The 24,865-nt window shown below is 51.5% G+C and carries 21 protein-coding genes; 15 read left to right on the plus strand and 6 right to left on the minus strand.

Features of this window, described 5'->3' with window-relative positions:
• Positions 1 to 436 precede the first annotated feature (436 nt).
• Positions 437 to 2,701, plus strand: a complete 2,265-nt coding sequence (locus ACKC9G_RS06495; RefSeq protein ID WP_411404124.1) for an Orn/Lys/Arg decarboxylase N-terminal domain-containing protein — start codon at positions 437 to 439, stop codon at positions 2,699 to 2,701.
• Positions 2,702 to 2,768: 67 nt separating this feature from the next.
• Here the strand turns inward: ACKC9G_RS06495 and ACKC9G_RS06500 are convergent, their stop codons facing one another.
• Positions 2,769 to 3,506, minus strand: coding sequence for a DUF2076 domain-containing protein (locus ACKC9G_RS06500; RefSeq protein WP_411404125.1), 738 nt, complete (start codon positions 3,504 to 3,506; stop codon positions 2,769 to 2,771).
• 244 nt (positions 3,507 to 3,750) lie between these two features.
• Between ACKC9G_RS06500 and ACKC9G_RS06505 the strand changes: the two genes are divergently transcribed.
• From ACKC9G_RS06505 to cyoE, 8 genes are all read left to right on the plus strand, one after another.
• Positions 3,751 to 4,839, plus strand: coding sequence for an amidohydrolase family protein (locus ACKC9G_RS06505; RefSeq protein ID WP_411404126.1), 1,089 nt, complete (start codon positions 3,751 to 3,753; stop codon positions 4,837 to 4,839).
• Between the two features lie 23 nt (positions 4,840 to 4,862).
• Positions 4,863 to 5,903: a CobW family GTP-binding protein gene (locus ACKC9G_RS06510; RefSeq protein ID WP_411404127.1), complete on the plus strand. Its 1,041-nt coding sequence runs from the start codon at positions 4,863 to 4,865 to the stop codon at positions 5,901 to 5,903.
• Positions 5,904 to 6,126: 223 nt separating this feature from the next.
• Positions 6,127 to 6,252: a hypothetical protein gene (locus tag ACKC9G_RS06515; RefSeq protein ID WP_411404128.1), complete on the plus strand. Its 126-nt coding sequence runs from the start codon at positions 6,127 to 6,129 to the stop codon at positions 6,250 to 6,252.
• A 751-nt stretch (positions 6,253 to 7,003) separates the two neighbouring features.
• Positions 7,004 to 7,930 (plus strand): ubiquinol oxidase subunit II, encoded by a 927-nt coding sequence (gene cyoA, locus ACKC9G_RS06520; protein ID WP_411404129.1) that lies wholly within the window; start codon positions 7,004 to 7,006, stop codon positions 7,928 to 7,930.
• A gap of 2 nt (positions 7,931 to 7,932) precedes the next feature.
• On the plus strand, positions 7,933 to 9,936 hold the full coding sequence (cyoB, locus tag ACKC9G_RS06525) for a cytochrome o ubiquinol oxidase subunit I (RefSeq protein ID WP_411404130.1): 2,004 nt from the start codon (positions 7,933 to 7,935) through the stop codon (positions 9,934 to 9,936).
• Positions 9,937 to 9,941: 5 nt separating this feature from the next.
• A complete protein-coding gene (cyoC, locus tag ACKC9G_RS06530; RefSeq protein ID WP_411404131.1) occupies positions 9,942 to 10,550 on the plus strand; it encodes a cytochrome o ubiquinol oxidase subunit III in 609 nt (202 codons plus the stop codon).
• The gene (cyoD, locus tag ACKC9G_RS06535; protein ID WP_411404132.1) at positions 10,550 to 10,882 is read left to right on the plus strand and encodes a cytochrome o ubiquinol oxidase subunit IV; all 333 of its coding nucleotides are present in this window, start codon (positions 10,550 to 10,552) and stop codon (positions 10,880 to 10,882) included. Before cyoC ends, cyoD begins: the two co-directional genes overlap by 1 nt.
• Before the next feature lie 69 nt (positions 10,883 to 10,951).
• On the plus strand, positions 10,952 to 11,842 hold the full coding sequence (gene cyoE / locus ACKC9G_RS06540; protein ID WP_411404133.1) for a heme o synthase: 891 nt from the start codon (positions 10,952 to 10,954) through the stop codon (positions 11,840 to 11,842).
• A gap of 60 nt (positions 11,843 to 11,902) precedes the next feature.
• Here the strand turns inward: cyoE and ACKC9G_RS06545 are convergent, their stop codons facing one another.
• From ACKC9G_RS06545 to rmuC, 4 genes are all read right to left on the minus strand, one after another.
• The gene (locus ACKC9G_RS06545) at positions 11,903 to 12,640 is read right to left on the minus strand and encodes a sulfite exporter TauE/SafE family protein (protein WP_411404134.1); all 738 of its coding nucleotides are present in this window, start codon (positions 12,638 to 12,640) and stop codon (positions 11,903 to 11,905) included.
• A 40-nt stretch (positions 12,641 to 12,680) separates the two neighbouring features.
• Entirely contained in the window at positions 12,681 to 13,439 is a 759-nt protein-coding gene (locus ACKC9G_RS06550) for a polysaccharide lyase (RefSeq protein ID WP_411404135.1), read from the minus strand.
• Positions 13,440 to 13,463: 24 nt separating this feature from the next.
• Positions 13,464 to 15,185 (minus strand): potassium/proton antiporter, encoded by a 1,722-nt coding sequence (locus ACKC9G_RS06555; protein WP_411404136.1) that lies wholly within the window; start codon positions 15,183 to 15,185, stop codon positions 13,464 to 13,466.
• Between the two features lie 184 nt (positions 15,186 to 15,369).
• Complete coding sequence (rmuC, locus tag ACKC9G_RS06560; protein WP_411404137.1) at positions 15,370 to 17,040, minus strand: DNA recombination protein RmuC; 1,671 nt, start codon at positions 17,038 to 17,040, stop codon at positions 15,370 to 15,372.
• Between the two features lie 242 nt (positions 17,041 to 17,282).
• Here rmuC and ACKC9G_RS06565 point away from each other — a divergent pair, with 242 nt between their 5' ends.
• From ACKC9G_RS06565 to ACKC9G_RS06585, 5 genes are all read left to right on the plus strand, one after another.
• On the plus strand, positions 17,283 to 18,872 hold the full coding sequence (locus ACKC9G_RS06565; RefSeq protein ID WP_411404138.1) for an ABC transporter substrate-binding protein: 1,590 nt from the start codon (positions 17,283 to 17,285) through the stop codon (positions 18,870 to 18,872).
• Positions 18,873 to 19,058: 186 nt separating this feature from the next.
• Positions 19,059 to 20,069 carry an ABC transporter permease subunit gene (locus ACKC9G_RS06570; protein WP_411404139.1) on the plus strand — a complete coding sequence of 337 codons (1,011 nt, stop codon included), beginning with the start codon at positions 19,059 to 19,061 and terminating at the stop codon, positions 20,067 to 20,069.
• A 12-nt stretch (positions 20,070 to 20,081) separates the two neighbouring features.
• On the plus strand, positions 20,082 to 20,987 hold the full coding sequence (gene dppC, locus ACKC9G_RS06575) for a dipeptide ABC transporter permease DppC (RefSeq protein WP_411404140.1): 906 nt from the start codon (positions 20,082 to 20,084) through the stop codon (positions 20,985 to 20,987).
• 9 nt (positions 20,988 to 20,996) lie between these two features.
• Entirely contained in the window at positions 20,997 to 21,983 is a 987-nt protein-coding gene (dppD, locus tag ACKC9G_RS06580; RefSeq protein WP_411404141.1) for a dipeptide ABC transporter ATP-binding protein, read from the plus strand.
• Positions 21,980 to 22,957: a peptide ABC transporter ATP-binding protein gene (locus ACKC9G_RS06585; RefSeq protein WP_411404142.1), complete on the plus strand. Its 978-nt coding sequence runs from the start codon at positions 21,980 to 21,982 to the stop codon at positions 22,955 to 22,957. Before dppD ends, ACKC9G_RS06585 begins: the two co-directional genes overlap by 4 nt.
• Before the next feature lie 62 nt (positions 22,958 to 23,019).
• On the opposite strand, the gene ACKC9G_RS06590 is transcribed toward ACKC9G_RS06585, so the two are convergent.
• A complete protein-coding gene (locus ACKC9G_RS06590) occupies positions 23,020 to 23,877 on the minus strand; it encodes an alpha/beta fold hydrolase (protein WP_411404143.1) in 858 nt (285 codons plus the stop codon).
• 319 nt (positions 23,878 to 24,196) lie between these two features.
• Here ACKC9G_RS06590 and ACKC9G_RS06595 point away from each other — a divergent pair, with 319 nt between their 5' ends.
• Positions 24,197 to 24,781, plus strand: a complete 585-nt coding sequence (locus ACKC9G_RS06595) for an FMN-dependent NADH-azoreductase (RefSeq protein WP_411404144.1) — start codon at positions 24,197 to 24,199, stop codon at positions 24,779 to 24,781.
• Positions 24,782 to 24,865: the final 84 nt, after the last annotated feature.

The raw sequence follows: 24,865 nt of genomic DNA on the forward strand, positions 1-24,865 counted from the left end.
CTTCCTTCCCTAGTTTGGCTATTGCTATTCACTCAAAGACGGCACGCACTTATTTAGCACCTCCGCGAGGCACTGAAGCCTCTGATCAAGACCCTTTGTGCGCAGAAAGCTTGTCTGTGCTAGCGTTTACCCCTACAAAAACCTATCGGCCGAGACTCTGGCAAGAGCCAGCAGGCCTAAATCCAGTCAACAGATAATTCCATACTCACGCTCAGCGGCTGAAGGACCCCGTCTTTAATTGCATCGGTTGCACTACCGGCCAGAAACCCTCCGGTCAGGACAAAAACATTAGGTAATTGGCGACTTTGGTCGCACAATGCAACCGACGCAGACCGGCCCCCTCGCATCGCCGCTGAGCAAGGTTCTGCGCAGGCCATCCGCAGTCTTCAGACACAGGCTGCGGGTGACTCTCATCATCAAGGATATGGCGTTGCACATGAAATTTCGTTTCCCTGTTGTCATCATTGACGAAGATTTCCGCTCGGAAAACATCTCCGGTTCCGGCATCCGTGATCTGGCTGACGCTATTGGTCGTCAGGGTATGGAAACCATCGGTCTGACCAGTTACGGTGATTTGACCGCCTTTGCCCAACAAGCCAGTCGGGCTTCCTGTTTTATATTGTCGATTGACGATGAAGAATTTGGCGACGGTAGTGAAGAGGCGGTGAATAACGCCCTGCGCTCGGTGCGGGAATTTATTGCGGCTGTACGCCATCGTAATACCGATATTCCTGTTTTCCTCTATGGGGAAACTCGCACCTCACGCCACATTCCCAATGAAATTCTGCGTGAACTTCATGGCTTCATTCACATGTTTGAAGACACGCCCGAGTTTGTGGCCCGTCACATTATTCGTGAAGCGAACAAGTATCTGGACTCGCTGGCGCCACCTTTCTTTCAGGCACTCATGCATTATGCCAGCGACAGCTCCTACTCCTGGCACTGTCCCGGCCATTCAGGCGGCGTTGCTTTTCTTAAGAGCCCCGTTGGCCAGATGTTCCACCAGTTCTTTGGCGAGAATATGCTGCGTGCGGACGTCTGTAATGCGGTAGAAGAACTTGGCCAACTGCTGGATCACACAGGCCCGGTCAGCAAGAGCGAAAACAATGCCGCGCGCATTTTTGGCTGTGATCACCTGTTCTTCGTGACCAACGGCACATCAACTTCCAACAAGGTCGTCTGGCACTCCACCGTGGCTCCCGGCGATATTGTTGTTGTTGACCGTAATTGCCATAAGTCGATCCTGCACTCGATCATTATGACAGGGGCCATCCCCGTCTTCCTGATGCCGACGCGCAACCACTACGGCATCATCGGCCCGATTCCCAAGAGCGAGTTCTCACCGGAAACCATCGCCAAGAAGATCGAGGCAAACCCGTTTGCTCGTAATGCGGCTAATAAAAAGCCCCGCATCCTGACGATTACCCAGAGCACCTACGACGGCGTCCTGTATAACGTCGAAGAGATCAAGGATATTCTTGGCTCGACCATCGACACCCTGCATTTTGACGAAGCCTGGCTGCCTCATGCCGCCTTTCATGACTTCTACAAAAATATGCACGCCATTGGCAGCGGCCGCCCTCGCTCAGACGACACGCTGGTCTTCGCGACTCAGTCGACGCACAAGTTGCTGGCAGGCCTTTCTCAGGCTTCGCAAATTCTGGTGCAGGATTCCAACACACGGAAGCTGGATACTCACCGCTTCAATGAATCCTACCTGATGCACTCTTCGACCAGTCCTCAGTACGCCATCATTGCCTCCTGCGACGTAGCCGCTGCGATGATGGAGCCACCGGGTGGAACCGCACTGGTTGAGGAGTCATTGCTTGAAGCGCTCGACTTCCGTCGTGCCATGCGCAAAGTCGGTGGCGAATACGGTGATGACTGGTGGTTTAAGGTCTGGGGACCAGAAACTCTTGCCGATGAAGGCATGGGGGATCGTGAAGACTGGGTCATTCATACGGATGACAAATGGCACGGTTTTGGTCAGATCGAGTCCGGTTTCAACATGCTCGATCCGATTAAAGCGACCATCATCAACCCCGGTCTGGATATCAACGGCAGCTTCGCCGATGTCGGTATTCCCGCCGCCATCGTCAGCAAGTATCTGGCAGAACACGGCATCATCATCGAGAAAACGGGCCTGTATTCGTTCTTTATCATGTTTACCATCGGCATTACCAAAGGCCGCTGGAACTCCATGGTGACTGAGCTACAGCAGTTCAAGGATGATTATGACCAGAACCTGCCGCTCTGGCGCGTCATGCCTGAATTTGCAGCAGCGCATCCGCAATATGAGCGCGTAGGCCTGCGTGATCTCTGTACCGAGATTCACAATGTCTATAAAGAGTACGATCTGGCGAAGATTACGACAGAGATGTACCTCTCCAACATTGAGCCTGCGATGACACCTGCGGATGCCTGGTCGAAAATGGCCCACCGCAAGATTGAACGCGTTGCCATCGATGAGCTGGAAGGTCGTGTCACCGCCATGCTGGTGACCCCGTATCCTCCGGGCATTCCGCTACTGATTCCGGGCGAACGCTTCAACCGCACCATCGTCCGCTATCTGCAGTTTGTTCGTGATTTCAACTCACGCTTCCCTGGTTTCGAGACGGATTGTCACGGTCTGGTCCGGGAAGAAGTTAATGGCGAAAACCATTACTTTGTCGATGCGGTTCTGGTCGACGAAGTTAAATAACCGCCCGATCCACCAAATAAAAAAGCCAGAGGTAACTCTGGCTTTTTTATTGCCTGAGCTTCAACCCTTACGTCCAGTCATCATCTCCAAAATCAAAGCCACTACCGAAGTCATCATTCCCACCACCCAGACCATAATCGTCCTGAGAACCACTATAGTCTGAGGCATCAGCCCAGTTATTGCCGTTATCCGCAAAACTGCTGTCTGCATTACTCTCTTGCTGAGGAGCTTCGTTATACACATTGACGATTTCTTCATTCATCACACTGCCATGGTGACCAAAAAGCCCACCTAAGCTCTCTGCCAGCAACATCCCCCCTGCCACACCCGCGGCGGTCTGTAAGGCACCACCGAGAAAGCTGCCACCTGCACCTTTTCCAAATCCTCCACGACCAAAAGCGCTTTGACCGGCAGACTCTGCACCTGGCTGATAAGCAGGAGCCGGGGTTGGTCTCCCCCAGGCATTGCTTGATGCGTTTGCCGCGCCCTGCGAAGGACTCGCGGCATTCTGGCTTGCTGAAGGCTGCCCGGCATTCAAACCAAAGAGACCCGATAAAAACCCACCCTGCTCTTTGGGGCGCTCCTGCAGTTGCTGCTCCAGCTCCGCAATTTTGGCTTGCGCCTGCTTGAGCGTTTCTTCTTGCACCAGCAAGACTTGCGTCATGTAGTAGCCGGCATGCCCCTGTGATGAGAGATGCTGATTAATCTTCTGCTCGGCAGCATCGTCGCGGTAGGGAGATTGCTCTGAGGCTTTTTTCAGTCGCTCGAAAAGATGGTCAATCAGCTGTCGTTCCTGAGTATTCATAGAACCCCCTTGATAAGTATCCTCGGCAGCCTTTTAAGCATTGCCGTTAGCAATCAACATGGGGGAGATCACACCGGATTTAGGTTTCCAGTTGCATCGAATTCAGGCAACACGACATGAGCCATGTCACGAAGACGACGACCAGGCAAGAAACATGTACAAAAGCGCAGGCTGTTGCAGATATTGATCAGAGAAATCGACAGAATTCAGCGCACTATACTTTAGTCAGACCTCAAGATTGTCTATGGTAGCCACTTCATCTTTGGAAGACTCCAGCATGCAGGCTTCAGATTTTTCTCGGCGCACCCTGTCACAACATCAGAAACTCGCTCCAGGCAGCAAGACTCTCGCCACAGTTGCTTTATCCGTCTTACTGACGCTGTGTATTCCGAGCGCTGACGCCCGTACTTATCACTACACCGACAGCCATCTCCACTTTGTAGACTTTCTGCAACATAGTCAGGGCACCGCAGAGCTTCTTCGAGAAATGGATAATGCAGGCATAGATTACGCCATGCTGTCAGGTCTGCCGGTGACCAAGAAATGGGATGAGCATGCCCCAAAAAAACCCCTGTACATGATGGCTGATGACGCCAGACTGTACTGGTACAGCGCAACCGACGACATTGTCGGGCGAGCGCTCGAAGCTCTACCCAAAAAACAGCAGCAGCGTTTTTATCCCTTTATCAGCGGGTTCAATCCGTCGGATCGCAATGCCGTTGACCATATTGAACGTATGCTCAATTGGTACCCGGGGCTCTGGAAAGGCATTGGTGAAGTTCTGCTTCGCCATGATGATCTGACAGCGCTTACTTATGGTGAAACTCCACGAGCAAACAGTCTGGCTATGCAACGTGTTTATGATCTGGCAGCAAAACATCACCTGCCCGTTCTGCTTCATAGCAACATCACTGCAAACTATGAGAAAACCCCGATCTATCTGGGAGAGCTTGAAGCAGCATTAGCCCATAATCGTTCGACCAAAATTATCTGGGCACATGCAGGCACCAGTGATGCGATTAACCGACAACAGTATCTGCCCTACCTTGCTGGCACGCTGGACCAGCTTCTGGCAAAAAACACCAATCTTTATATCGATCTTTCCTGGACTGTTCTGCACCCCTATCTACTGGATAGCAATAATAAGCCACGCGCTGAGTGGGTTAAGCTGGTTAAAAAGTATCCCAGCCGATTTTTTATTGGCTCTGACCTCATCGGCTATTTCACCAGCCAGGGGCAAACCCTGCAAAGCTATAGCCCCTTTCTCGATGCATTACCTGATGGTGTGGCAAAAGGACTGGCCCGCGACAATTTCCTTAAGCTCTTTCAGTGAGCTAGCCATTTAAAGAGATTTTCATGTTGCACGATATTCCCACCTATTTAATCACAGGCTTTTTGGGCAGCGGCAAAACGACACTGATCAACCATCTGCTCAGCCAAAAGCCCGAGTCTGAGCGCTGGGCTATTATGGTGAATGAGTTTGGCGAGATGGGGGTGGATCAGGCTGCATTTTCCGCTGGAGAGGATATTGCGGTTAAGGAATTACCCGGCGGCTGTATGTGCTGTGCGATGGGAGCGGCATTTCGGACCGGGCTGGCTCAATTTCTCAAAATCGCCAAACCGGATCGACTGATCATAGAGCCCACAGGACTTGGCCATCCGGAAGGGATTGTCGACGTACTGAAATCGCCACCCTACGCCAAGGTTATCCGACTTGAGACGATTATCTGCCTGCTGGACCCACGCAACCTGGCGCGTGAAGAGGTGCTTTCACACCCCCTGTTCCAAGACCAGCTAGCGATTGCCGATACCGTAGTCATTAGTAAATGCGATACAGCCCCTGTGGATTTGATCGAACTTGCCGCAGAAAGTGTGGCCCAGATGTATCCCGCAAAAGCAAAAGTTCTTAGAAGCACCAAGCACGATATCAGTATCGCATCACTCAAGCTGCAGACCCCGCTGTCAGACCGCGCACCAGATCACATCACCATGCCTGCATTCACACCCATGATTGCTTCAGAGAAACCGCTGAATCGCACACCTGCCTTGGTAATGACTCACCAGACAACAGAAAGCCAGCCTCAGGAGATGAAACGTTACACCTCACAGGCAAATGGCTTTAGCTACCTTGGATGGCAATTTCCTGCGGACTCTGTGTTTGATTTTGAGAAGCTGGAAGCATGGCTTGGGGAACTTCACCACGCCGAGCGCGTCAAAGGAATCGTGCGTATTGGTAGCGCCTGGGTTTTCTTCAATCAGCTTCGTTCAGAATTGGACTATTTCAAACAAGCCTGGCGCCAAGACTCCCGGATTGAACTGATCAGCCAAGAAAAACTCGATACCGAGGAATTAACCAGAACACTCAATGACTGCATCGTGACCGGCATCATTAAGTGACTGGCTGGCGCCCAAATGGAAGAAGAAACATAAAACAACAAATAAATAACAAAAAACGCTTTTCAGCTCACAATTTACTACTTTGAGGGCATTGGCAAGCGATCATATTTTGCTAAGGTCACTTCAAGGAAGGAATTTATCGAGTAGAAACGCCACTCAAACTGAACTTAATGGAATAGCTCAGCCCTTGGTGGTTCACTGAAGTCGCGTGTAGGAGGTTGCCATGATTTATGCAGCATTGCTGATTGGCTCTCAAGTTGTTCTTGCTTTGATTATTGCATCTGCTTTCTTTGAGCCTGATGCCCATGAATATCGTCAGACACCTGCCAAGCCAGATTCACGATACTGATAACCGCAGTTTTCTGAGTAGCTTCACACTAAGCAAAATAAACTCACTGCAACCCCAATCTTGAATAACTCGCTAGCGAGTAATAGAACAAAGGCCCGCCAAAACGGGCCTTTTGTGTTTAAGATCTAACGCCCCCACCCAAAGATGTGCTTGGAAGCACTGATAAGCCAACACAGTTGGAGCACAGGCTTGCAGTCCGAATGCATATTTCGCTGAATTTATTTCAGCCATTCCGTCAGCGAAGGAACCCAAGGATAGAAACATTTTTCCTGACTCACTACTTTTTCGCAGAAACCTCAGGCTCATGCTAGAGCCTTGCTTTTATTGAAGTTACACCTGTGCGGGCTGAGCGTTCCTATTTATTAGCATTGAGATAGCAGCGAGCATGTAGCACGCACAAAAAACACCAAAATGTGTAAATATATAGGACAATTTAAGGATACTTTTTTCAATCCCTATAGAAAATATCAACTAGTTTCAGTCTTTCGAGTACTATATTGCCCATCGAAATATATGGATGGTGGAGCGTTCTAACCTCTCCTGGCTGTTCCCTCAGCTTCTGGCAAGGTTTCTCACTCCCAAGGTACCAACCTGGACTTGGTACGACACAAAAGTAGCGGGAGTGGCCTTATCTCAATCAATGCCAACTAGCAGCAACCGGGTCTACCATCTATAACCATAACCAGTTTCCAATCCCTAAACCCAAGTTCCAATTCTGACATTACATAATGTGAGGTAATGAGGCTGTGAGATGAAAAAAAAAATTTGTCTTAGCATGGTCAAGGCATTTGGCTTGATCGCTGCGCTGTTACTCAGCGGCTGCGACAAACTTGTGCTGATGAACCCCAAAGGCCCCATCGGCCATAGCGAGAAATCGCTCATTCTTACTGCCACATGGCTCATGCTGATTGTGGTCATCCCCGTTATTATTATGACCATCGCGTTCGCCTGGAAATACCGTGCCAGCAACAAGAACGCTACCTATGCTCCTAAGTGGTCTCACTCCAATGCCATCGAAGCCGTCGTATGGCTGGTTCCATGTATCATCATTGCCATCCTGGCAACGATCACCTGGAAAACCACACATGAGCTGGATCCCTACAAACCACTAGCCTCCAATAAAGAGCCTGTACGCGTGCAGGTTGTTTCAATGGATTGGAAGTGGTTGTTCATTTACCCGGACCTGCACATTGCAACCGTCAACAAACTGGCATTCCCTGTGGATACCCCTGTTGCGTTTGATGTGACTTCCTCCACGGTAATGAACGCCTTCTTCATCCCACAGCTTGGCAGCCAGATTTATTCCATGGCGGGCATGAACACCAAACTGCATCTGATGGCAGACGAGCCAGGTAACTACCTGGGTATTTCTGCCAACTACAGCGGTGGCGGTTTCTCCGGCATGCACTTTGATGCCGAAGCTATGACTGATGGAGACTTCAACGCTTGGGTTGAGAAAGTGAAAGCATCTTCTCAGGTTCTTGATCAGGCTACTTTTGAAGCCCTCGAAGAGCCTAGTGAAGATCACGCTGTGACGCTGTACTCCAACGTCAAACCCAACCTCTACACCCAAATCCTGACTTCTTTTGGTCATAGCCACAGTATCGGTGGTGAAGGTCACACTGCAGGACATGTAGAGGCATCAGAAGAAAAAGAAACTGCGGCTTCTGAGGAATAAACATGTTTGGAAAACTAACTCTAAACGACATTCCCTACCATGAACCCATCATTGTAGTGACTGTCAGCGTCATCATCCTTGCTGGTCTGGCGCTGGTTGCAGCCCTGACCAAGTTCAAAAAGTGGGGCTACCTGTGGACCGAATGGCTCACCAGCGTTGACCACAAGAAAATTGGTGTCATGTACATCGTTGTAGCGATGCTGATGCTTATCCGTGGCTTTGCCGATGCGATCATGATGCGAACCCAGCTAGCGGTCGCCCATGACGGAGCAACCGGCTATCTGCCACCTCACCACTACGATCAGATCTTCACCGCCCACGGTGTAATCATGATCATGTTCATGGCGATGCCATTCATGATTGGTCTGATGAACGTAGTTGTACCTTTGCAGATTGGTGCCCGTGACGTTGCCTTCCCCTTCCTGAACTCTGTGAGTTTCTGGTTGTTCGTGGTTGGTGTGGTCCTGGTTAACCTGTCTCTGGGTATTGGTGAATTCGCCAAGACTGGCTGGCTGGCCTACCCACCACTGTCCGAATCGACGTACAGTCCGGGGGTTGGTGTTGACTACTACATATGGGCACTTCAGATATCCGGTATCGGTACGACTTTGACCGGTATCAACTTCTTCGTGACCATTCTGAAAATGCGTGCTCCTGGCATGAAGATGATGCAGATGCCTGTCTTCACCTGGACTGCTTTCTGTACCAACATCATCATCATGGGTGCCTTCCCTATCCTGACCGTGGCACTGGCACTTCTGACTGCTGACCGTTACTTCGACATGCACTTCTTCACCAATACTGCTGGTGGGGATCCCATGTTGTACGTCAACCTGATCTGGGCCTGGGGTCACCCCGAGGTTTACATCCTGATTTTGCCTGCCTTCGGTATTTTCTCTGAAGTTATCTCAACCTTCTCCGGCAAACGTTTGTTCGGTTACACCTCCATGGTTTATGCGACCATGGCGATCGCCGTACTGTCCTTCGTCGTTTGGTTGCACCACTTCTTTACCATGGGTTCTGGCGCGAACGTCAACGCCTTCTTCGGTATCGCCACCATGATCATCTCTATCCCAACCGGGGTTAAGATCTTCAACTGGCTGTTTACCATGTATCGCGGCCGTGTTCAGTTTACCTCCCCAGTCATGTGGACTCTGGGCTTCATCATCACCTTCTCTATCGGTGGTATGACCGGCGTTCTGATGTCTGTGCCTGGTGCTGACTTCCTGCTGCATAACTCCCTGTTCCTGATTGCTCACTTCCATAACGTCATCATCGGCGGCGTGGTCTTCGGCTATCTGGCAGGTTTTGCTTACTGGTTCCCGAAAGCCTTTGGTTTCACCCTGAACGAAAAATGGGGCAAAGGCGCTTTCTGGTGCTGGCTGATCGGCTACTACGTTGCTTTCGTTCCACTGTACGTTCTGGGCTTCATGGGTATGACTCGTCGTCTTAACCATTACAACAACCCAGACTGGACTCCATGGCTGATGGTTGCAGCGGTTGGTGCCTTCATCATTCTGGCAGGTATCATTTGCCAGCTGGTACAGCTGTTTGTTTCCTTCCGTGATCGCAAGCAGAACCTGGATCTGACTGGTGATCCCTGGAATGCCCGTACTCTGGAATGGTCTATCTCTTCTCCACCTCCGTTCTACAACTTTGCTCACGATCCTAAAGTTGAAGATCTGGATGCCTACTGGGATATGAAAGAAAAAGGTCTGGCTCACAAGCGTCCTGCTTCTTTCGAGAAAATCCATATGCCTAAGAACACTGGTGCTGGCGTCGCTATCGGCGTATTCAGCCTGCTGTTTGGCTTTGGTCTCGTCTGGTACATCTGGTGGATGGTAGGACTGGGCCTGCTGGGCACCATTGCTTCCATGATCGTACGTTCTTTCAATGACGACATTGATTACTACGTTCCTGTTGAAGAAGTGGCGCGTATCGAGAATGCTCACCACGACCTGCTCGACAAGCATGGCCGTGACAACAATCTTGCAAGCCAGGTTTGATCTCTATGTCTAGTCAAGCAATGCATCACGACGCCCATGGAGACCATGGGCACCACGATGCCGGAGCGATGAAAGTCTTCGGCTTCTGGATCTACATCATGACTGACCTCATCATCTTCGCGACCCTGTTCGCGACGTATGCGGTCCTTCACACTCACGTTGCAGATGGTCCTGATGGCAAGGAAATCTTCGAACTGCCTTTCGTGCTGGTCGAAACCTTCCTGCTGCTGATCAGCTCCTTCACCAGCGGTCTGGCAATGCTGGCCATGCACAAAGGCAATAAAGCCGGCGTGGTGAATTGGCTAATCGTTACCGCACTGCTGGGTATGGGCTTCGTGGGTATGGAAGTTTATGAATTCCATCACCTGATCCTGGAAGGTTTTGGCCCTGACAAGAGCGCCTTCCTGTCGTCCTTCTTTACGCTAGTCGGCACCCACGGTCTGCACGTGACCTGCGGTATCCTCTGGATGCTGCTGCTGATCTTCCAGATCAGCAAAAAAGGTCTGACCGATACTAACAATACCCGTCTGCAGTGCCTGAGCTTGTTCTGGCACTTCCTGGATATTGTCTGGATCTGCGTATTTACCGTTGTTTACCTGATGGGAGCGATGTAATGAGCAATCATTCCAACCACACCGCAGCAGGTGAAAGTCATGGCAGCTTCAAGTCGTATTTGAACGGCTTTATTCTGTCTATCGTCCTGACCATCGTGCCGTTTGTTCTGGTGATGTATCCATCACTGGCGACTCCGGCAACAGCACTGGCGGTCATGTTGATTCTGGGTATTGCCCAGATTCTGGTTCAGCTGATTTGCTTCCTGCACATGGGTAGCTCTGAGGCCAGCTGGAACAACATGGCCTTCATCTTCACATTGCTGATTGTTGCCATCCTGATCGGTGGCACCGTATGGATCATGTACAACATGACCATCAACATGATGCTCTGATGAAACTCCGGAAAGCAGGGTTCCTGCCCTGCTTTCCGTTTTCTTACTTCCAACGATGTGAACTCTCCAATGATTAAGCGGTATCTCCTGGTTACCAAACCCGGCATTATTTTCGGGAACCTGATTTCCGTCGCCGGTGGCTTCTTCCTTGCCTCCAAGGGACATATCGACTTTCCCCTGTTTCTAGCAACGGTCATTGGCCTGTCTTTGATCGTCGCTTCCGGTTGTGCCATCAATAACTGCATCGACCGTGATATCGACTCCAAAATGGAGCGAACCCGTAACCGCGTGACGGTAACAGGCGCTATGTCCACCATGGCTGCGCTCACTCATGGTATCGTTCTTGGCCTGATTGGCTTTGCCTTGTTAATCGCCTTCACGAATCCTGTCACCGTTTTCTTTGCTGCTTTCGGCTTCTTTATCTACGTTGTCGTCTACAGCCTTTATATGAAACGCCGCTCTGTCTACGGCACGCTGGTAGGAAGTTTATCCGGCGCAGTCCCTCCTGTTGTGGGTTACTGTGCGGTTGCAGGTCAGTTTGACACTGGCGCAGCTATCCTGCTGCTGATGTTTGCGCTGTGGCAGATGCCCCACTCCTATGCCATCGCTATTTTCCGTTTTAAAGACTATGAAGCGGCTAATATCCCGGTTTTACCCGTGATCGAAGGCATTGTGAAAGCCAAGCTGCATATCGTCCTCTGGATTCTGGCTTTTGCATTGGCAACTTTGCTGCTGGCAATCAGCGGTTATGTAGGCTTTGGCTATCTGGTTGTAGCCTGCGCTACCAGCCTGTGGTGGCTGGGAATGGCCCTGACTGGTTACAAGGAAAGTGTTGATGACCGCGTCTGGGCACGTAAAGTGTTTGTGCTTTCAATTGTTACCATCACTGCCCTTAGCGTGATGATGGCTATCGACTTTGAGCCTAGTGCCCCAGTTGCAACGTTGGCGATGCTTGGTTAAGCAACGCCTCTCTATAAAAAAACCGCCTGATGGCGGTTTTTTTATATCTGTTAATTCTTTTTATAGCCCACCAATCCCCTGCCACAAAAGCCGTAACGCCAGAAGGGTAATCGCTGCCCTGAATAAAAATTGGAAGCGTTCGTTATTCATCTTAAGTAGCAGCCTAAGCCCCATCCAGGTTCCTAATGCCCCGGCGGCAATCATCGCCATAATCAATGGCAACCAAGCCTGTAGTGAGAAACCACCCAACTCAAAGCCAACGCCTTTACTCAAATGCTGAAGAACCATCGCTGAAGAAAAGGTAGCTACTGCGACTTGGCGCTCCAGATAACGCTTTTGGATAAATGCAGCCACCAATGGACCTGTTGCTCCGACAAGAAAGCTCAGAAAAGTGGTGACAGCAGCGCCTACGCTAACTCCCCAACCCGGCAGTTTTGCCATAGCCAGTTTAGGCCCCCAGCTCAGATAGAGAATGAAGCCCGCCAGCACAATCTGAAGCCACGAAACAGGTAAAGCCAGCGAAAGCCCCACCCCTAGTGCCGCTCCTGGAATCAGCCCTAACAGAAACCAGCGAATAACTGGCCAATCGACATGCTTTCTCAGCATCCAGGCACGGTTCGCATTGGAGCCTAGCTGCACCCACCCATGGACGGGAATAAGCACCTGAGGAGGAAGAAGATTCGCCATCACAGCGATAAGTAGCGTGCCGCCACCGATACCGACAGAGGCGCTAATGAAGGAGCCGAGGAACGAAAGCCCCACCAACACCCAGAAGATGGGATCCATCGTACTTTCCACGACCTAATCCTTATTGAGTATGAAACTCGATGAGAATGATCTACCAACCGCTACGCTGAAAACCTGTATGACAGACTTCGAGGGAGCGATCGAGTGCATGAGTGGTGTAAACACCAAACTTGAAATACCCCTGAGTCTGGTCTTTTTCATAGCCAACAGGGCCGTGATAATCGAGCACACGCTTGTCATTCCACCACACCTCAACACGCCCTTCATCGTTGGCACTCCATTGAATACGGTAACGCTGGTGCAGCCATTGGTCTTTCACCAGAGACTCTTTTAAGAGCACAACCCCGGGGCCATCCTGACCTTGCTCAGCCCAGATCTGATCATTCCAGAGAATCAGCCACAACTCGTTATCAACAACGCGCAGCGACAGAGGCGGACGCTGAGATGGCCGATCATTGGTTTTACGGTCATGCCACTGCGCAAGAACCGTTCGAGGCGCACCATCAAAGCCACTTTTAGAGGGAATATAAGTGCTGAAGTCATACTCAACACGCTCATTCTGATCAGCAACGTACAGGTCACGAAGTTCAGCCCGATGACCATCAGAAATTTTCTTATCATCAGGCGCCAACTGGAAGCATCCAGCCCAAGGCTCACCAGCAACATGCTCAACCAGCTCGAATGAGTCACCATTGGCCAGACGCTTTTGGCTCCATTGTCCAACCTTACCGTCCATAAAATTACCTGGTTGCTCTGCCGCAGGCGCCTGGCTACCGATAATTTCATCCTTCGCCCATGTATTCGACATACCCAATACCAGCAGTAATGAAAGAGGTGCAATACGTCGCATCGAAACTCCTTTACTTTTTATAGGCTAGTTTTTCAGTTTTATGCCGACCAGCTGAACATCTTTACCAGAGGCGCGTTTTACCACCAGCGTCAACGTCTCAAGCTCCAGCTTATCGCCCACCACCGGCTGGCCACGGCAATGATGCTTAAGACAGTCAGACAATGTCTGCTCAGGACTCTCGTCAGGAATCGTAACGCCGTAAGCCTGTTTGAGCTCTGCGACGGTCACATCGCCATTGAGTACGAACTCGCCAAAGAACCCGACATCCTGCAAATGCTCGGAGCGCTGCTCGACACTCAGGCGCTCACTGACTTGTTCAAGATCCGCGGGCAACATCACCAGAGAAACCACATCACGCTCTTTCAATGTCAGATTCGGTTCAGGTTGCATGAAGCTTCCTTCACGGAATACCCCGGTAACATTAACCCCTTTAATGCGCAGGATTTCCTGCAAATACACCGGCACTTGCCAACGTTTACCTTCAAGACGGTAAAGATAGAGTTCATGGTCACCAGCCCCCGCGACATCAAGAGGATAGGTGCGAAGTGGCCTCAAACTCACTGGCACCTCCAAGCCCAGGCGTCGGGCAACCCAGGCAAGTGAGCTGCCTTGTAAAATGAGTGAAAACAGCACAACAACAAAAGCGACATTGAAGATCAGATAGGCTTCGTTGATCCCCGCCATGAACGGAAATAACGCCAGCACGATGGGCACCGCGCCGCGAAGCCCCACCCAGGAGATAAAAAGCTGCTCTTTCCAGCGAAAACGAAAAGGCATCAGTGATAACCAGGTGGCTATCGGGCGAGCAACAAAGGTGAGAATCAGCGCAATTAACAGCGTCCCCGGAGCCACTATCAAAAGATTCGAGGGCGTCACCAGCATACCCAGCATCAGGAATAGCACCAGTTGCGCGAGCCAGGCCAAGCCATCATGTACCTGAAGGATATCGTTGAGCACCTTCAAACGACGATTGCCAACCACCACACCGGCCAGATAAATCGCCAGAAAGCCGCTGCCACCGAGTTCATTAGTGCCAGCAAAAACCATCAGCCCTCCGGCCGTCATCAGCAGGGGATAAAATGCCAGTGTCAGCGTTGATTTTCGAATGAGGGTGGAGAGTAATAAGCCGCCCAAGCCACCAGCAACCACACCGATGCCGAACTGCTTTACAAAAAGAAGAGCACCTTCAAGCCACATTCCATGGGCCTGATCGGCACTGCTGATCAATTGAATCAGCAAAAGCGTCAGAAAGATGGCCATGGGATCGTTGCTACCGGACTCAATTTCCAATGTCGCCGCGACACGTTCGTTGATATTGAGCCCTTTCCCCTGCAGCAAGGAAAACACAGCCGCCGCATCCGTTGACGCTACCATCGTACCGACCAGCAAGCCTGTCAGAAGATCGAGTCCAAAAACCCACATGGCAGCGATACCGGTGATAGCGGCTGTAATCGCAACGCCAAGCGTCGCAAGGGATAAGGCAGGTTTTAGCCCTACGCGAAACGTCCTCACACGGGTTCTCATACCACCATCCAGCAGAATGACTGCCAGCGCGAGGTTACCTATCAGGAACGCCATATCGACGTCATTGAACTGGATGCCACCAATGCCATCCTCACCGGCCAGCATACCTACGACCAGAAATATCAGCAGCACCGGCATGCCGATACGATTAGAGAGCGGACTGAGCAAAATGCTCAGTGAAATCAGCAATGCGCCAATAAACAGGAGTGAAAAAGTGGCCATGACGTCCTTGCAAAAGGCTTAAGAATAAAACTGATTAAAGTGCGAAATACCCGCTTAATCAGGTTATTTCGCGCCGGATAGGAAAGTTTTCAGGGAAGTAAAAATGTAGCACGTTCTAAATTTGAACGTATTTACAAACTATTACCCCACGTCCACTGAGAAAGCATTCTGACTGACTTTAATGTCAGGTATTTGCCGATATCTGCTCATCAGCAGGCTTATCTGATAATGAAGGATCACTGTCTTCCTCAACACTGTCTTCATTGAAAGCATCAAGTTCAGACTGTTCCAGCAAAGAAGTAGGCATTAGGCGGCTAGGCTTGGCTCCCAGAGTCACAAATCTTTGCGCACGAGAAACGATATTCCCCCTCCCTTCAGAGAATTTGTTCATGGCCCGGTGATAAGCCGCCTGCCCTTGCTCCAACTCCTGCCCGAGCCTGAGCATATCTTCAGCAAAGCCACGCAACTTGTCGTAGAGATCTGCCGCCTGAGCGGCAATAACCTGCGCATTGCGATTCTGTTTTTCGTATTGCCAGATGTGATTAATGGTCCGCAGAACCACAAGTAGATTCGTAGGGCTGACCAACAGAATATTGTGCTCAAGACCGTATTGGAAAATCTCAGGCTCCTGCTCGATGGCCACCATAAACGCGGATTCGATAGGGATGAACATCAGTACATAATCCAGCGTACGCAGACCTTCCAGATTCTGATACTGCTTGGCACTTAAGCCTTTGATGTGGTTTCGAAGCGCCTGACAGTGCCGCTTGAGCGCATCCGCCTTGACCAGCTCACTGTCCTGAGTGTGGTAGCGCTCGTAATCCATGAGCGACACCTTGGAGTCGATAATAATGTCTTTCTCATCCGGTAAATGCACAATCACATCCGGCTGATAGACCTTACCTTCCGCATTCTTAAGCGAGACCTGCGTGTGATACTCATGCCCTTCCCGCAGCCCGGACTCACTCAATACGCGGGAGAGAATCATCTCCCCCCAGTTACCCTGAAGCTTCTTATCGCCTTTGAGGGCCCGTGTCAGGTTGAGCGCCTCCTCACTCATGCGGGAATTAAGCTCCTTCAGCGCAGAAATTTCTGATTTCAGACTACGGCGCTCAACCGTTTCCTTTTCGTAGGTGTCCTGCACTTGTCGGCGGAAATCACTCAGTTGCTCCTTAAAAGGAGCCAACACCGAATCAAGCTGCGATTTATGCTGGACGCTGGCCTGCTCCTGACTGGCAGTGAAAATCTTCTGAGCCAGGTGTTCAAACTGCTGACTTAACCGTGCTTCGGTACGCTCAAGTAATTGAATCTTTTCCTGATACTGGCTTTCCTGTAGCTGCCTCGTCGCTTGCATCTCCTGAAAAGCTGCCTGCAAATGGGCATGTTCGGACTGCAAAACTTCATGATCCTCACGCAGCTTGTCTTGCTGAATTTCCAGCGCAGAAAGGTAACGTAATCGTTCAGTTGCCGTCGCCAGTTCAGAATTCAGATCAGACTGGCGACGCTGCAGCACCTCATGGTGATCCTTGTAATCCGCGACTTGCTCCCGGGCTTCATCCAGTGCATCAGCCAGCCGTTGCCTGTCGCTTTGCAACACCACAATCCGCTCACCTTTTTCGCGAAGTTCCCGTTGTACCTGCTCCCGATAGTCCTGAAGCACACGCTTTTCCTGCAGTAGCGTATCGGCCTGCTGGGCGGTATAGCTCGCCTGCTGCCGGGCCAGACCCACCTCGCTCTGCAGTGCATCGATTTCCTGACGGCGGCGATAGCGCTCCATACCCAAACCCAGCAAACCGCCGGTAATAAACAGACCCACCGCCAAAATAATCCAGGGCCAGGGAAGAGCTACTTGCATACCACCTCATTTCCAACTAAACCCACTAAGGGCATCAAACGATACTAAGCCGTCGTACCTGAACGTTTTTCGGTTAAGTGTTTACAAAACCCGATCACTCTGTCTAGTATCTTCAACCATCGTGATCTTATCCGCGACACTACAACAAGAAAAACGCATCCTGCTATCGGCATGCCTTAAGACTATAAAAACAGTTCTTACCCTACTAAAACAGCCATCCTGTTTGACCAAGGAGTATCACAATGAAGCGAGGTTTAGCCGTATTCGCAGCCACTGCTCTGGCTGCCGCCATGGCCTCAGCCGTTCAGGCTTCGACACTGGTTTACTGTTCTGAAGGTAGCCCCGAAGGTTTTAACCCACAGTTTTACACCTCCGGGACCACATTTGACGCTACTTCAAAGAACATCTTTGACAAACTGGTCGAATTCAAACGCGGAACCACCGAAATTGAACCCGGGCTCGCTGAAAGCTGGGACATCTCCGACGATGGCACGGTCTATACCTTCCACCTACGTAAAGGAGTGAAGTTCCAGTCCTCCAAGGACTTTAAACCCACCCGTGACTTTGACGCCGATGACGTCATCTTCTCTTTTGAGCGCCAGTGGAAGAAAGACAACCCCTACCATAGCGTTTCCAACGGTACTTACGAGTACTTCGACGCCATGGATATGGGTAACCTGCTGAAATCTATCGATAAAATCGATGATTACACCGTCAAGTTCACCCTAACACGTCCTGAAGCACCTTTCCTCGCTGATATTGCCATGGACTTCGCTTCCATCATGTCCAAAGAGTATGCGGACAAGATGATGAAAGCCGGAACTCCTGAGAAAGTGGACAGCAATCCGATCGGTACCGGCCCCTTCCAGATGGTTCAGTACCAGAAGGACTCCGTTATCCGCTACGTGGGTAACAAGGATTATTGGAAAGGTGCACCTCAGATCGACAAGCTGATTTTCTCTATCACTCCCGATGCCTCCGTGCGTTACGCCAAGTTGAAAGCGGGTGAATGTCAGGTGATGCCTTATCCAAACCCTGCGGATCTGGCAGCGATGAAAGACGACCCCAATATCAACCTGATGAGCAAGCCAGGTCTGAATGTTGGCTATCTGGGTTACAACACCAAGAAAGGTCCGCTACAGAAAACCGAAGTCCGTAAAGCACTGAATGCTGCGATTAACAAAGAAGCCATTATGGAAGCGGTTTATCAGGGTGCAGGTCAGGTCGCCAAGAACCCTATTCCGCCAACTATCTGGTCTTACAACGATGACGTGAAGGATGATCCTTACGATCCTGAACTGGCGAAGAAAATGCTGGCTGAAGCTGGCTATCCTGATGGTTTTGAAACCACTATCTGGGCAATGCCTGTTCAGCGCCCCTACAACCCGAACGCTCGCCGTATGGCTGAGATGATTCAGGCAGACTGGGCAAAAATCGGTGTTAAAGCGCAGATCGTCAGCTACGAATGGGGTGAATACCTCAAACGTACCAAAGACGGTGAGCAGGATGCCTTCATGCTGGGCTGGACCGGTGACAATGGTGACCCTGACAACTTCCTGAGCGTACTGCTTGGTTGTGCTGCTGTAGGCGGTTCCAACCGTTCACAGTGGTGTAACAAGGACTTTGATGATTTGATCAATCAGGCTAAACAGGTTTCTGATCAGTCCAAGCGTGCAGAGCTCTACAAACAGGCTCAGGTCGTCTTCAAGAAAGAAGCGCCTTGGGCAACCATCGCCCACTCCTTGGTTTTCGAGCCTATCCGTAAGGAAGTGAAAAACTACAAGATTGACCCATTCGGCGGTCACATCTTCTACGGCGTAAGCGTCGAGTAATTTCGATGCTTCAGGAAAGGCATGGCAGTTCTTGTCATGCCTTTCTGTTATCTAAAAAGACTGCTTTTGCGGCATCACCTGCCCGGCAGCCTTTCTCCAGGGATGAACACTGCACGACGGTATGACGTTACCCACGTTCTGTGCACTGATTAACGAACATCCACGCTATATCAGTCGGATAAACCTATGCTGCAATTTATCCTGAAGCGCCTGTTATTGGTGGTACCCACCTTTATCGGGATCACGCTTTTGACCTTTTCTCTGATCCACCTGATTCCCGGGGATCCCATCGAGCTGCTGGCAGGCGAACGCGGGGTTTCCCCGGAGCGCCATGCTGAATTGCTCGCCCAGCTTGGGCTGGATAAGCCTATTTATATCCAGTATCTGCATTACATCGTCGGTATCCTGCACGGCGATCTTGGCACTTCCATCAGCACCCGTGACTCGGTGCTGAACGAGTTTCTGACACTCTTCCCTGCGACCGTTGAACTGGCTCTTTGCGCCACGCTGTTCGCGATCATTATCGGCTTACCTGCCGGCATTCTTGCCGCAGTGAAACGCGGCTCGATCTTTGATCACAGCGTGATGACCATCTCACTGACAGGCTACTCCATGCCTATCTTCTGGTGGGCTCTGCTACTGATGCTTATTTTCTCTGTAGGCCTTGGCTGGACGCCCGTCTCCGGACGTATGGATGTCACCTACTGGGTCGATAACGTAACCGGTTTTATGCTGATCGACTCCTTGCTCAGTGATGAGAAAGGCGCCTTTCTCTCTGCGCTCAGCCACTTGATTCTGCCCAGCATTGTGCTTGGTACGATTCCCCTGGCGGTTATCGCTCGCATGACCCGCTCCGCCATGCTTGAGGTGCTGGGTGAAGACTATATCCGAACCGCCCGGGCAAAAGGCCTGGCACCCAAGCGGGTGATCTTCATTCATGCCCTGCGTAATGCGTTGATTCCGGTCATTACCGTTATCGGTCTGCAGATCGGCACCCTACTGGCGGGAGCCATTCTGACAGAAACCATTTTTGCCTGGCCGGGTGTGGGCAAATGGCTGATCGAAGCAATTCACCGACGCGACTACCCCGTGGTTCAGGGCGGGATTCTTATCGTCGCGACCCTGATCATTGTGGTGAACCTGCTTGTCGACATTCTTTATGGCGTGGTCAACCCGCGTATTCGTCATAACAAATAACGAGATCAGCTGATGAGTGAAACAACATTACCCTCGACCGAGGAAATGAATAATCAGCCGCCCTCGCCGCTTCGCGAGTTCTGGCAGTACTTTCGCACTAACAAAGGTGCGCTGGCCGGACTGATTTTCATTGCCCTGATAATTCTGCTGGCGATATTTGCCGAGCTGATTGCTCCGCACTCGCCTTTTGAGCAGTTCCGTGACGCCCTGCTGCAACCGCCTGCGTGGCAGGATGGAGGCAGCATGCGCTTTCTGCTGGGCACCGATGATGTTGGCCGCGATATTCTTTCGCGACTGATTTACGGCGCCCGCTTGTCCTTGCTGATCGGGATCTCTGCCGTAGCCATTTCATTGAGTCTGGGAATCGTACTTGGCCTTCTCGCCGCCTTTTTCCGGGGCGCGCTGGAAGTGGCTATCATGCGTCTGGTCGACATTATGCTGGCATTGCCCAGCCTGCTGCTGGCCATTGCCATCGTCGCTATTCTTGGCCCAAGCCTGTTTAACTCCGCGATTGCGATTTCTATCGTTGCGCTGCCCCACTATGTGCGACTTGCACGTGCTGCGGCACTCTCAGAAATGGGTCGTGACTACGTCACTTCTGCACGCGTCGTTGGCGCAGGTCCGATGCGGCTCATGTTCGTCACACTGCTACCTAACTGCCTGCCTCCACTGATCGTGCAGGCGACACTGGGTTTTTCCAGTGCCGTGCTTGATCTTGCTGCCCTTGGCTTTTTGGGCCTGGGCGCTCAACCACCCACACCAGAATGGGGTTCCATGCTGGCTGATGCTCTGCAGTTTGTGCAGCGCGCCTGGTGGGTGGTGACTTTCCCGGGTCTGATGATTCTGCTGACCGTACTGGCCTTCAACCTGATGGGTGATGGCCTGCGTGATGCACTTGATCCCAAGCTTAAGCAGTAAGGAGCGACCGTGGCATTACTTGAAATTGATAATCTGACGGTCACTTTCGGCGAGGGAGATAATCCCTTTCGCGCCGTGGACCGCATCAGCTACTCCGTCGATGAAGGCGAAGTATTAGGCATTGTGGGTGAGTCAGGCTCAGGCAAGAGCGTGAGCTCCCTGGCCCTCATGGGGTTAATTGATTTCCCCGGAAAAGTCAGCGCTGAGTCACTCAAATTCTCTGAACAGAAACTCCTGAAGCTGCCGGCAAAAGCCCGCCGCAAGATTACCGGTGATGAAATCGCCATGATCTTTCAGGATCCGATGACCTCCCTGAACCCCTGTTTCACGGTGGGCTATCAGATCGTTGAAGCGCTGAAGGTGCACACCAAAGACAGCAAAAAAGTACTCAAGGCTCGTGCGATTGAACTCCTGAAGCAGGTGGGTATTCCCGCACCCGAGAACCGTTTCGATAACTATCCGCACCAGCTCTCGGGCGGGATGAGCCAGCGTATGATGATCGCGATGGCCATTGCCTGTAATCCGCGACTGCTGATTGCCGATGAACCGACAACAGCACTGGATGTCACCATTCAGGCGCAGATTATCGACTTGCTCATCACCATCCAGAAAGAACGTGGTATGGGGCTTATCCTCATCACTCACGATTTGGCCCTGGTGGCGGAAGTCGCAAACAGGGTCGTGGTGATGTATGCCGGCCAGATCGTGGAAAGCGCTCCGGCAGATAAGCTTTTTGTCACACCCCGTCATCCTTATACCCAGGCGTTACTGCGTTCATTGCCTGAACACGCGTCGGACAGTGACCGTCTGCAGGCATTGCCTGGCACCGTTCCCGGTAAGTATGACCGCCCCAAAGGCTGTCTCCTGAATCCGCGTTGTCCTTATGCAACCGACCGCTGCCGGGAGGAGGAGCCGGTGCTTGAGTCCAAGGGCGAACTCGGACGCGAAGCGAAGTGTTTCTACCCACTTAATGATCAGGGGAGCCCAAGCCTATGAGCGAGCAAGTATTACTCGAAGCCCGGGATCTCAAGCGTCATTACGAAGTGAGTCTGGGCGCCTTTAAACCGAAGGGCACCGTCAAAGCCTTGGATGGCGTATCGTTCAGCGTTGCCCGCGGTAAAACGCTTGCGGTTGTGGGAGAGTCTGGCTGCGGCAAATCCACGCTGGCCAAGCTGCTGACGCTGATCGAGCAGCCTACCGATGGTGAACTATTATTGGATGGCCAGCCCGTTCAGGGAGCCACCAAGGCCGACATCGCCAAGCTGCGCCAGAAGATTCAGATTATTTTCCAGAACCCTTACGGGTCGTTGAATCCTCGCCAGAAAGTCGGCGCGATTCTGGAAGAACCCCTGGTGATCAATACCACGCTGTCCAAATCCGAGCGTCGGGAGAAAGCGCTGGCTATCATGCGCAAGGTCGGCCTCAAGGAAGAGCACTACAATCGCTATCCGCACATGTTTTCCGGCGGACAGCGTCAGCGTATCGCCATTGCTCGCGGCTTGATGATGAATCCAAGTCTGGTCGTCGCGGATGAGCCGGTCTCTGCACTCGATGTCTCTGTTCAGGCACAGGTGCTGAACCTCATGATGGACCTGCAGGAAGAGCTTGGGCTCAGCTATATCTTTATCTCACACGACTTGTCCGTGGTTGAACACATTGCCGATGAAGTCATGGTGATGTATCTGGGGCGGATCGTTGAGAAAGGCAGTAGCGAAACCCTGTTTGCAGACCCCCGCCATCCTTATACCCGCGCCTTGCTGAGTTCGACGCCACGCCTCGACCCCAGCAAGCGTATTGAGAAGGTCAAGCTGATCGGTGAACTCCCCTCGCCGCTAAACCCACCTTCCGGCTGCCCGTTCCATGGACGCTGCCAGTTTGCCAATGACCGCTGCACTACTGAAGTGCCGCCTCTGCAGACCCTTGAGGGGCGACTCATCGCCTGTCATGGCGTCGAAGAAGGTCGCCTCTGAACACAAGGTATGCCTGTAAAAAAGCCCTGCATTGCAGGGCTTTTTTGTTTATGGGGCATGCTTCAGGGCGATGTCCTTGCCTCATTGCGAATACGAAGAAGCTGCTCCACGAAGGCTTCCGAAAACTGGGCGGGAGCCGAAATCTGCGGAGAATGGTCCGCCTCGTCAAAAACGCGAGCCTGGGCCTGCGGCAACAACGCCTGTAAATAATCGACAACGCCAATGGGATAAAACTGACTCTTGCCGCCGTACAGTAAAGAAACAGGCAAAGTGACATTAGCGACAACATCCCGCCAGTCATGACTGGTCATATCCTGCCAAAGCTCAATCAGGGCTGGTGCATACAAGGTTTTAAGGTAGTTACGCAGCTGCCGAATCGGCTCGCTGTCAGCCTTATAAGCGGCGGTAATCACTTCATTTCTGCCACGGGCAGCTAGATGCAGCGCCGCCTCAGCAAAGTCCACATACATTTCTTCAGTCAGCTGCTGATTCATCTCCTCAGAGAAGTGACCGTAGATGCTGTAGGGCCAGTCGGGCTTTACCATCAAACAGGGTGACTGGTCGACCCAGAGCAGGCCGGAGAGATGATCTTGTCCGTAAAGCCGCAGATACTGCCAAGTCAGCATAGCCCCCATGGAGTGGCCGACCAGTATTGGCTTTTTGATATCGAGCATTTCCAGCATGGCGTGCAGATCATTAGCCAGCTGGGTCAGCGTCACTTCAGTGCCGGTATGGAGCGGTTCCGGTCGATGCCCGCGCGCGCGCCAGACGTACACCTTGAAGTGCTTGGCCAACTCATCACAAAACGGAAGCCAGATATGCGGGCCGGACGTCCAGCCATGAAGAAGAACAAGGGGCTGCCCCTGACCTTCAATATGCACATCAATGGGCTCACCATCGGGCAAAATCAGCTGCTGCATAAGGGCTCCTTCATGAGGCAGGACGATGAGAAAAATGCATGAGGACTCAGCTTTTAAGCAAACCGCCAAAGCGCTACTTCCCCACTCTTCTGATAACAAGATTAGTATTTTTGTGCAGTCGCTAAAGAGACAAGGCAAGTACAGACACTTTGATGAGATTCAGCACGGGCAATAAACATTGATCAAAAAATCTGAACAGGACTGGCAAAGTATTGCGCTATCAAGCTTTTCAGCTTCTTCGCACAATGGTTTCCATCAACACATGCTTTATCACTAAAGCAGTTCTACCCACTTCAGTAACAGGTTTAGGAGAGTAACTATGGCTAAGGTTCTGGCCCTCTACAGCAGCCTCATGGGCGATAACGGTAACTCCACTGCACTGGTTAACGAATTTCTGAAGAAGTTCGATGCCAGCGACGTCACCAAGCGTGACCTGGTGAACGATGCACTGCCCCACCTGACCCTGAGCGAAATGGGTGCGTGGATGACCCCTGCGGATCAGCACACTGACGAGCAGAAAGCACTGGCTGCCATCTCCAACAACCTGATCGAAGAACTGAAAGCTCACGACACTGTTGTGGTCGGCATGCCAATGTATAACTTCGGTATTCCTTCCCAGTTCAAAGCCTATATCGACCGTATTGCACGTGCTGGCATTACTTTCAAATACACCGAGACAGGCCCTGTTGGTCTGCTCGAAGGCAAAAAAGTCTACGTTCTGTGTGCACGCGGTGGCATTTATGCAGGTACACCAAACGACAGCCAGACTCCTTACCTGAAGTCCTTCTTCGGCTTTATCGGCCTGACCGACGTTGAGTTCGTTTACGCTGAAGGCCTGAACATGGGCGAAGAAAGCAAAGCAGCTGCTGTCGACAAAGCACACACTGCGATTGCAAACATCTGATTCCTGCCGGTATCAGCTGAAACTGCCGCGCTCGTGATGTGCGGCAAAGAAAAGACACCCTGTTGCGATCCTTAAGATCAGCTG

The sequence above is a fragment of the Pokkaliibacter sp. CJK22405 genome, from assembly GCF_046614695.1.
Classification (GTDB): Bacteria; Pseudomonadota; Gammaproteobacteria; order Pseudomonadales; family Balneatricaceae; genus Pokkaliibacter.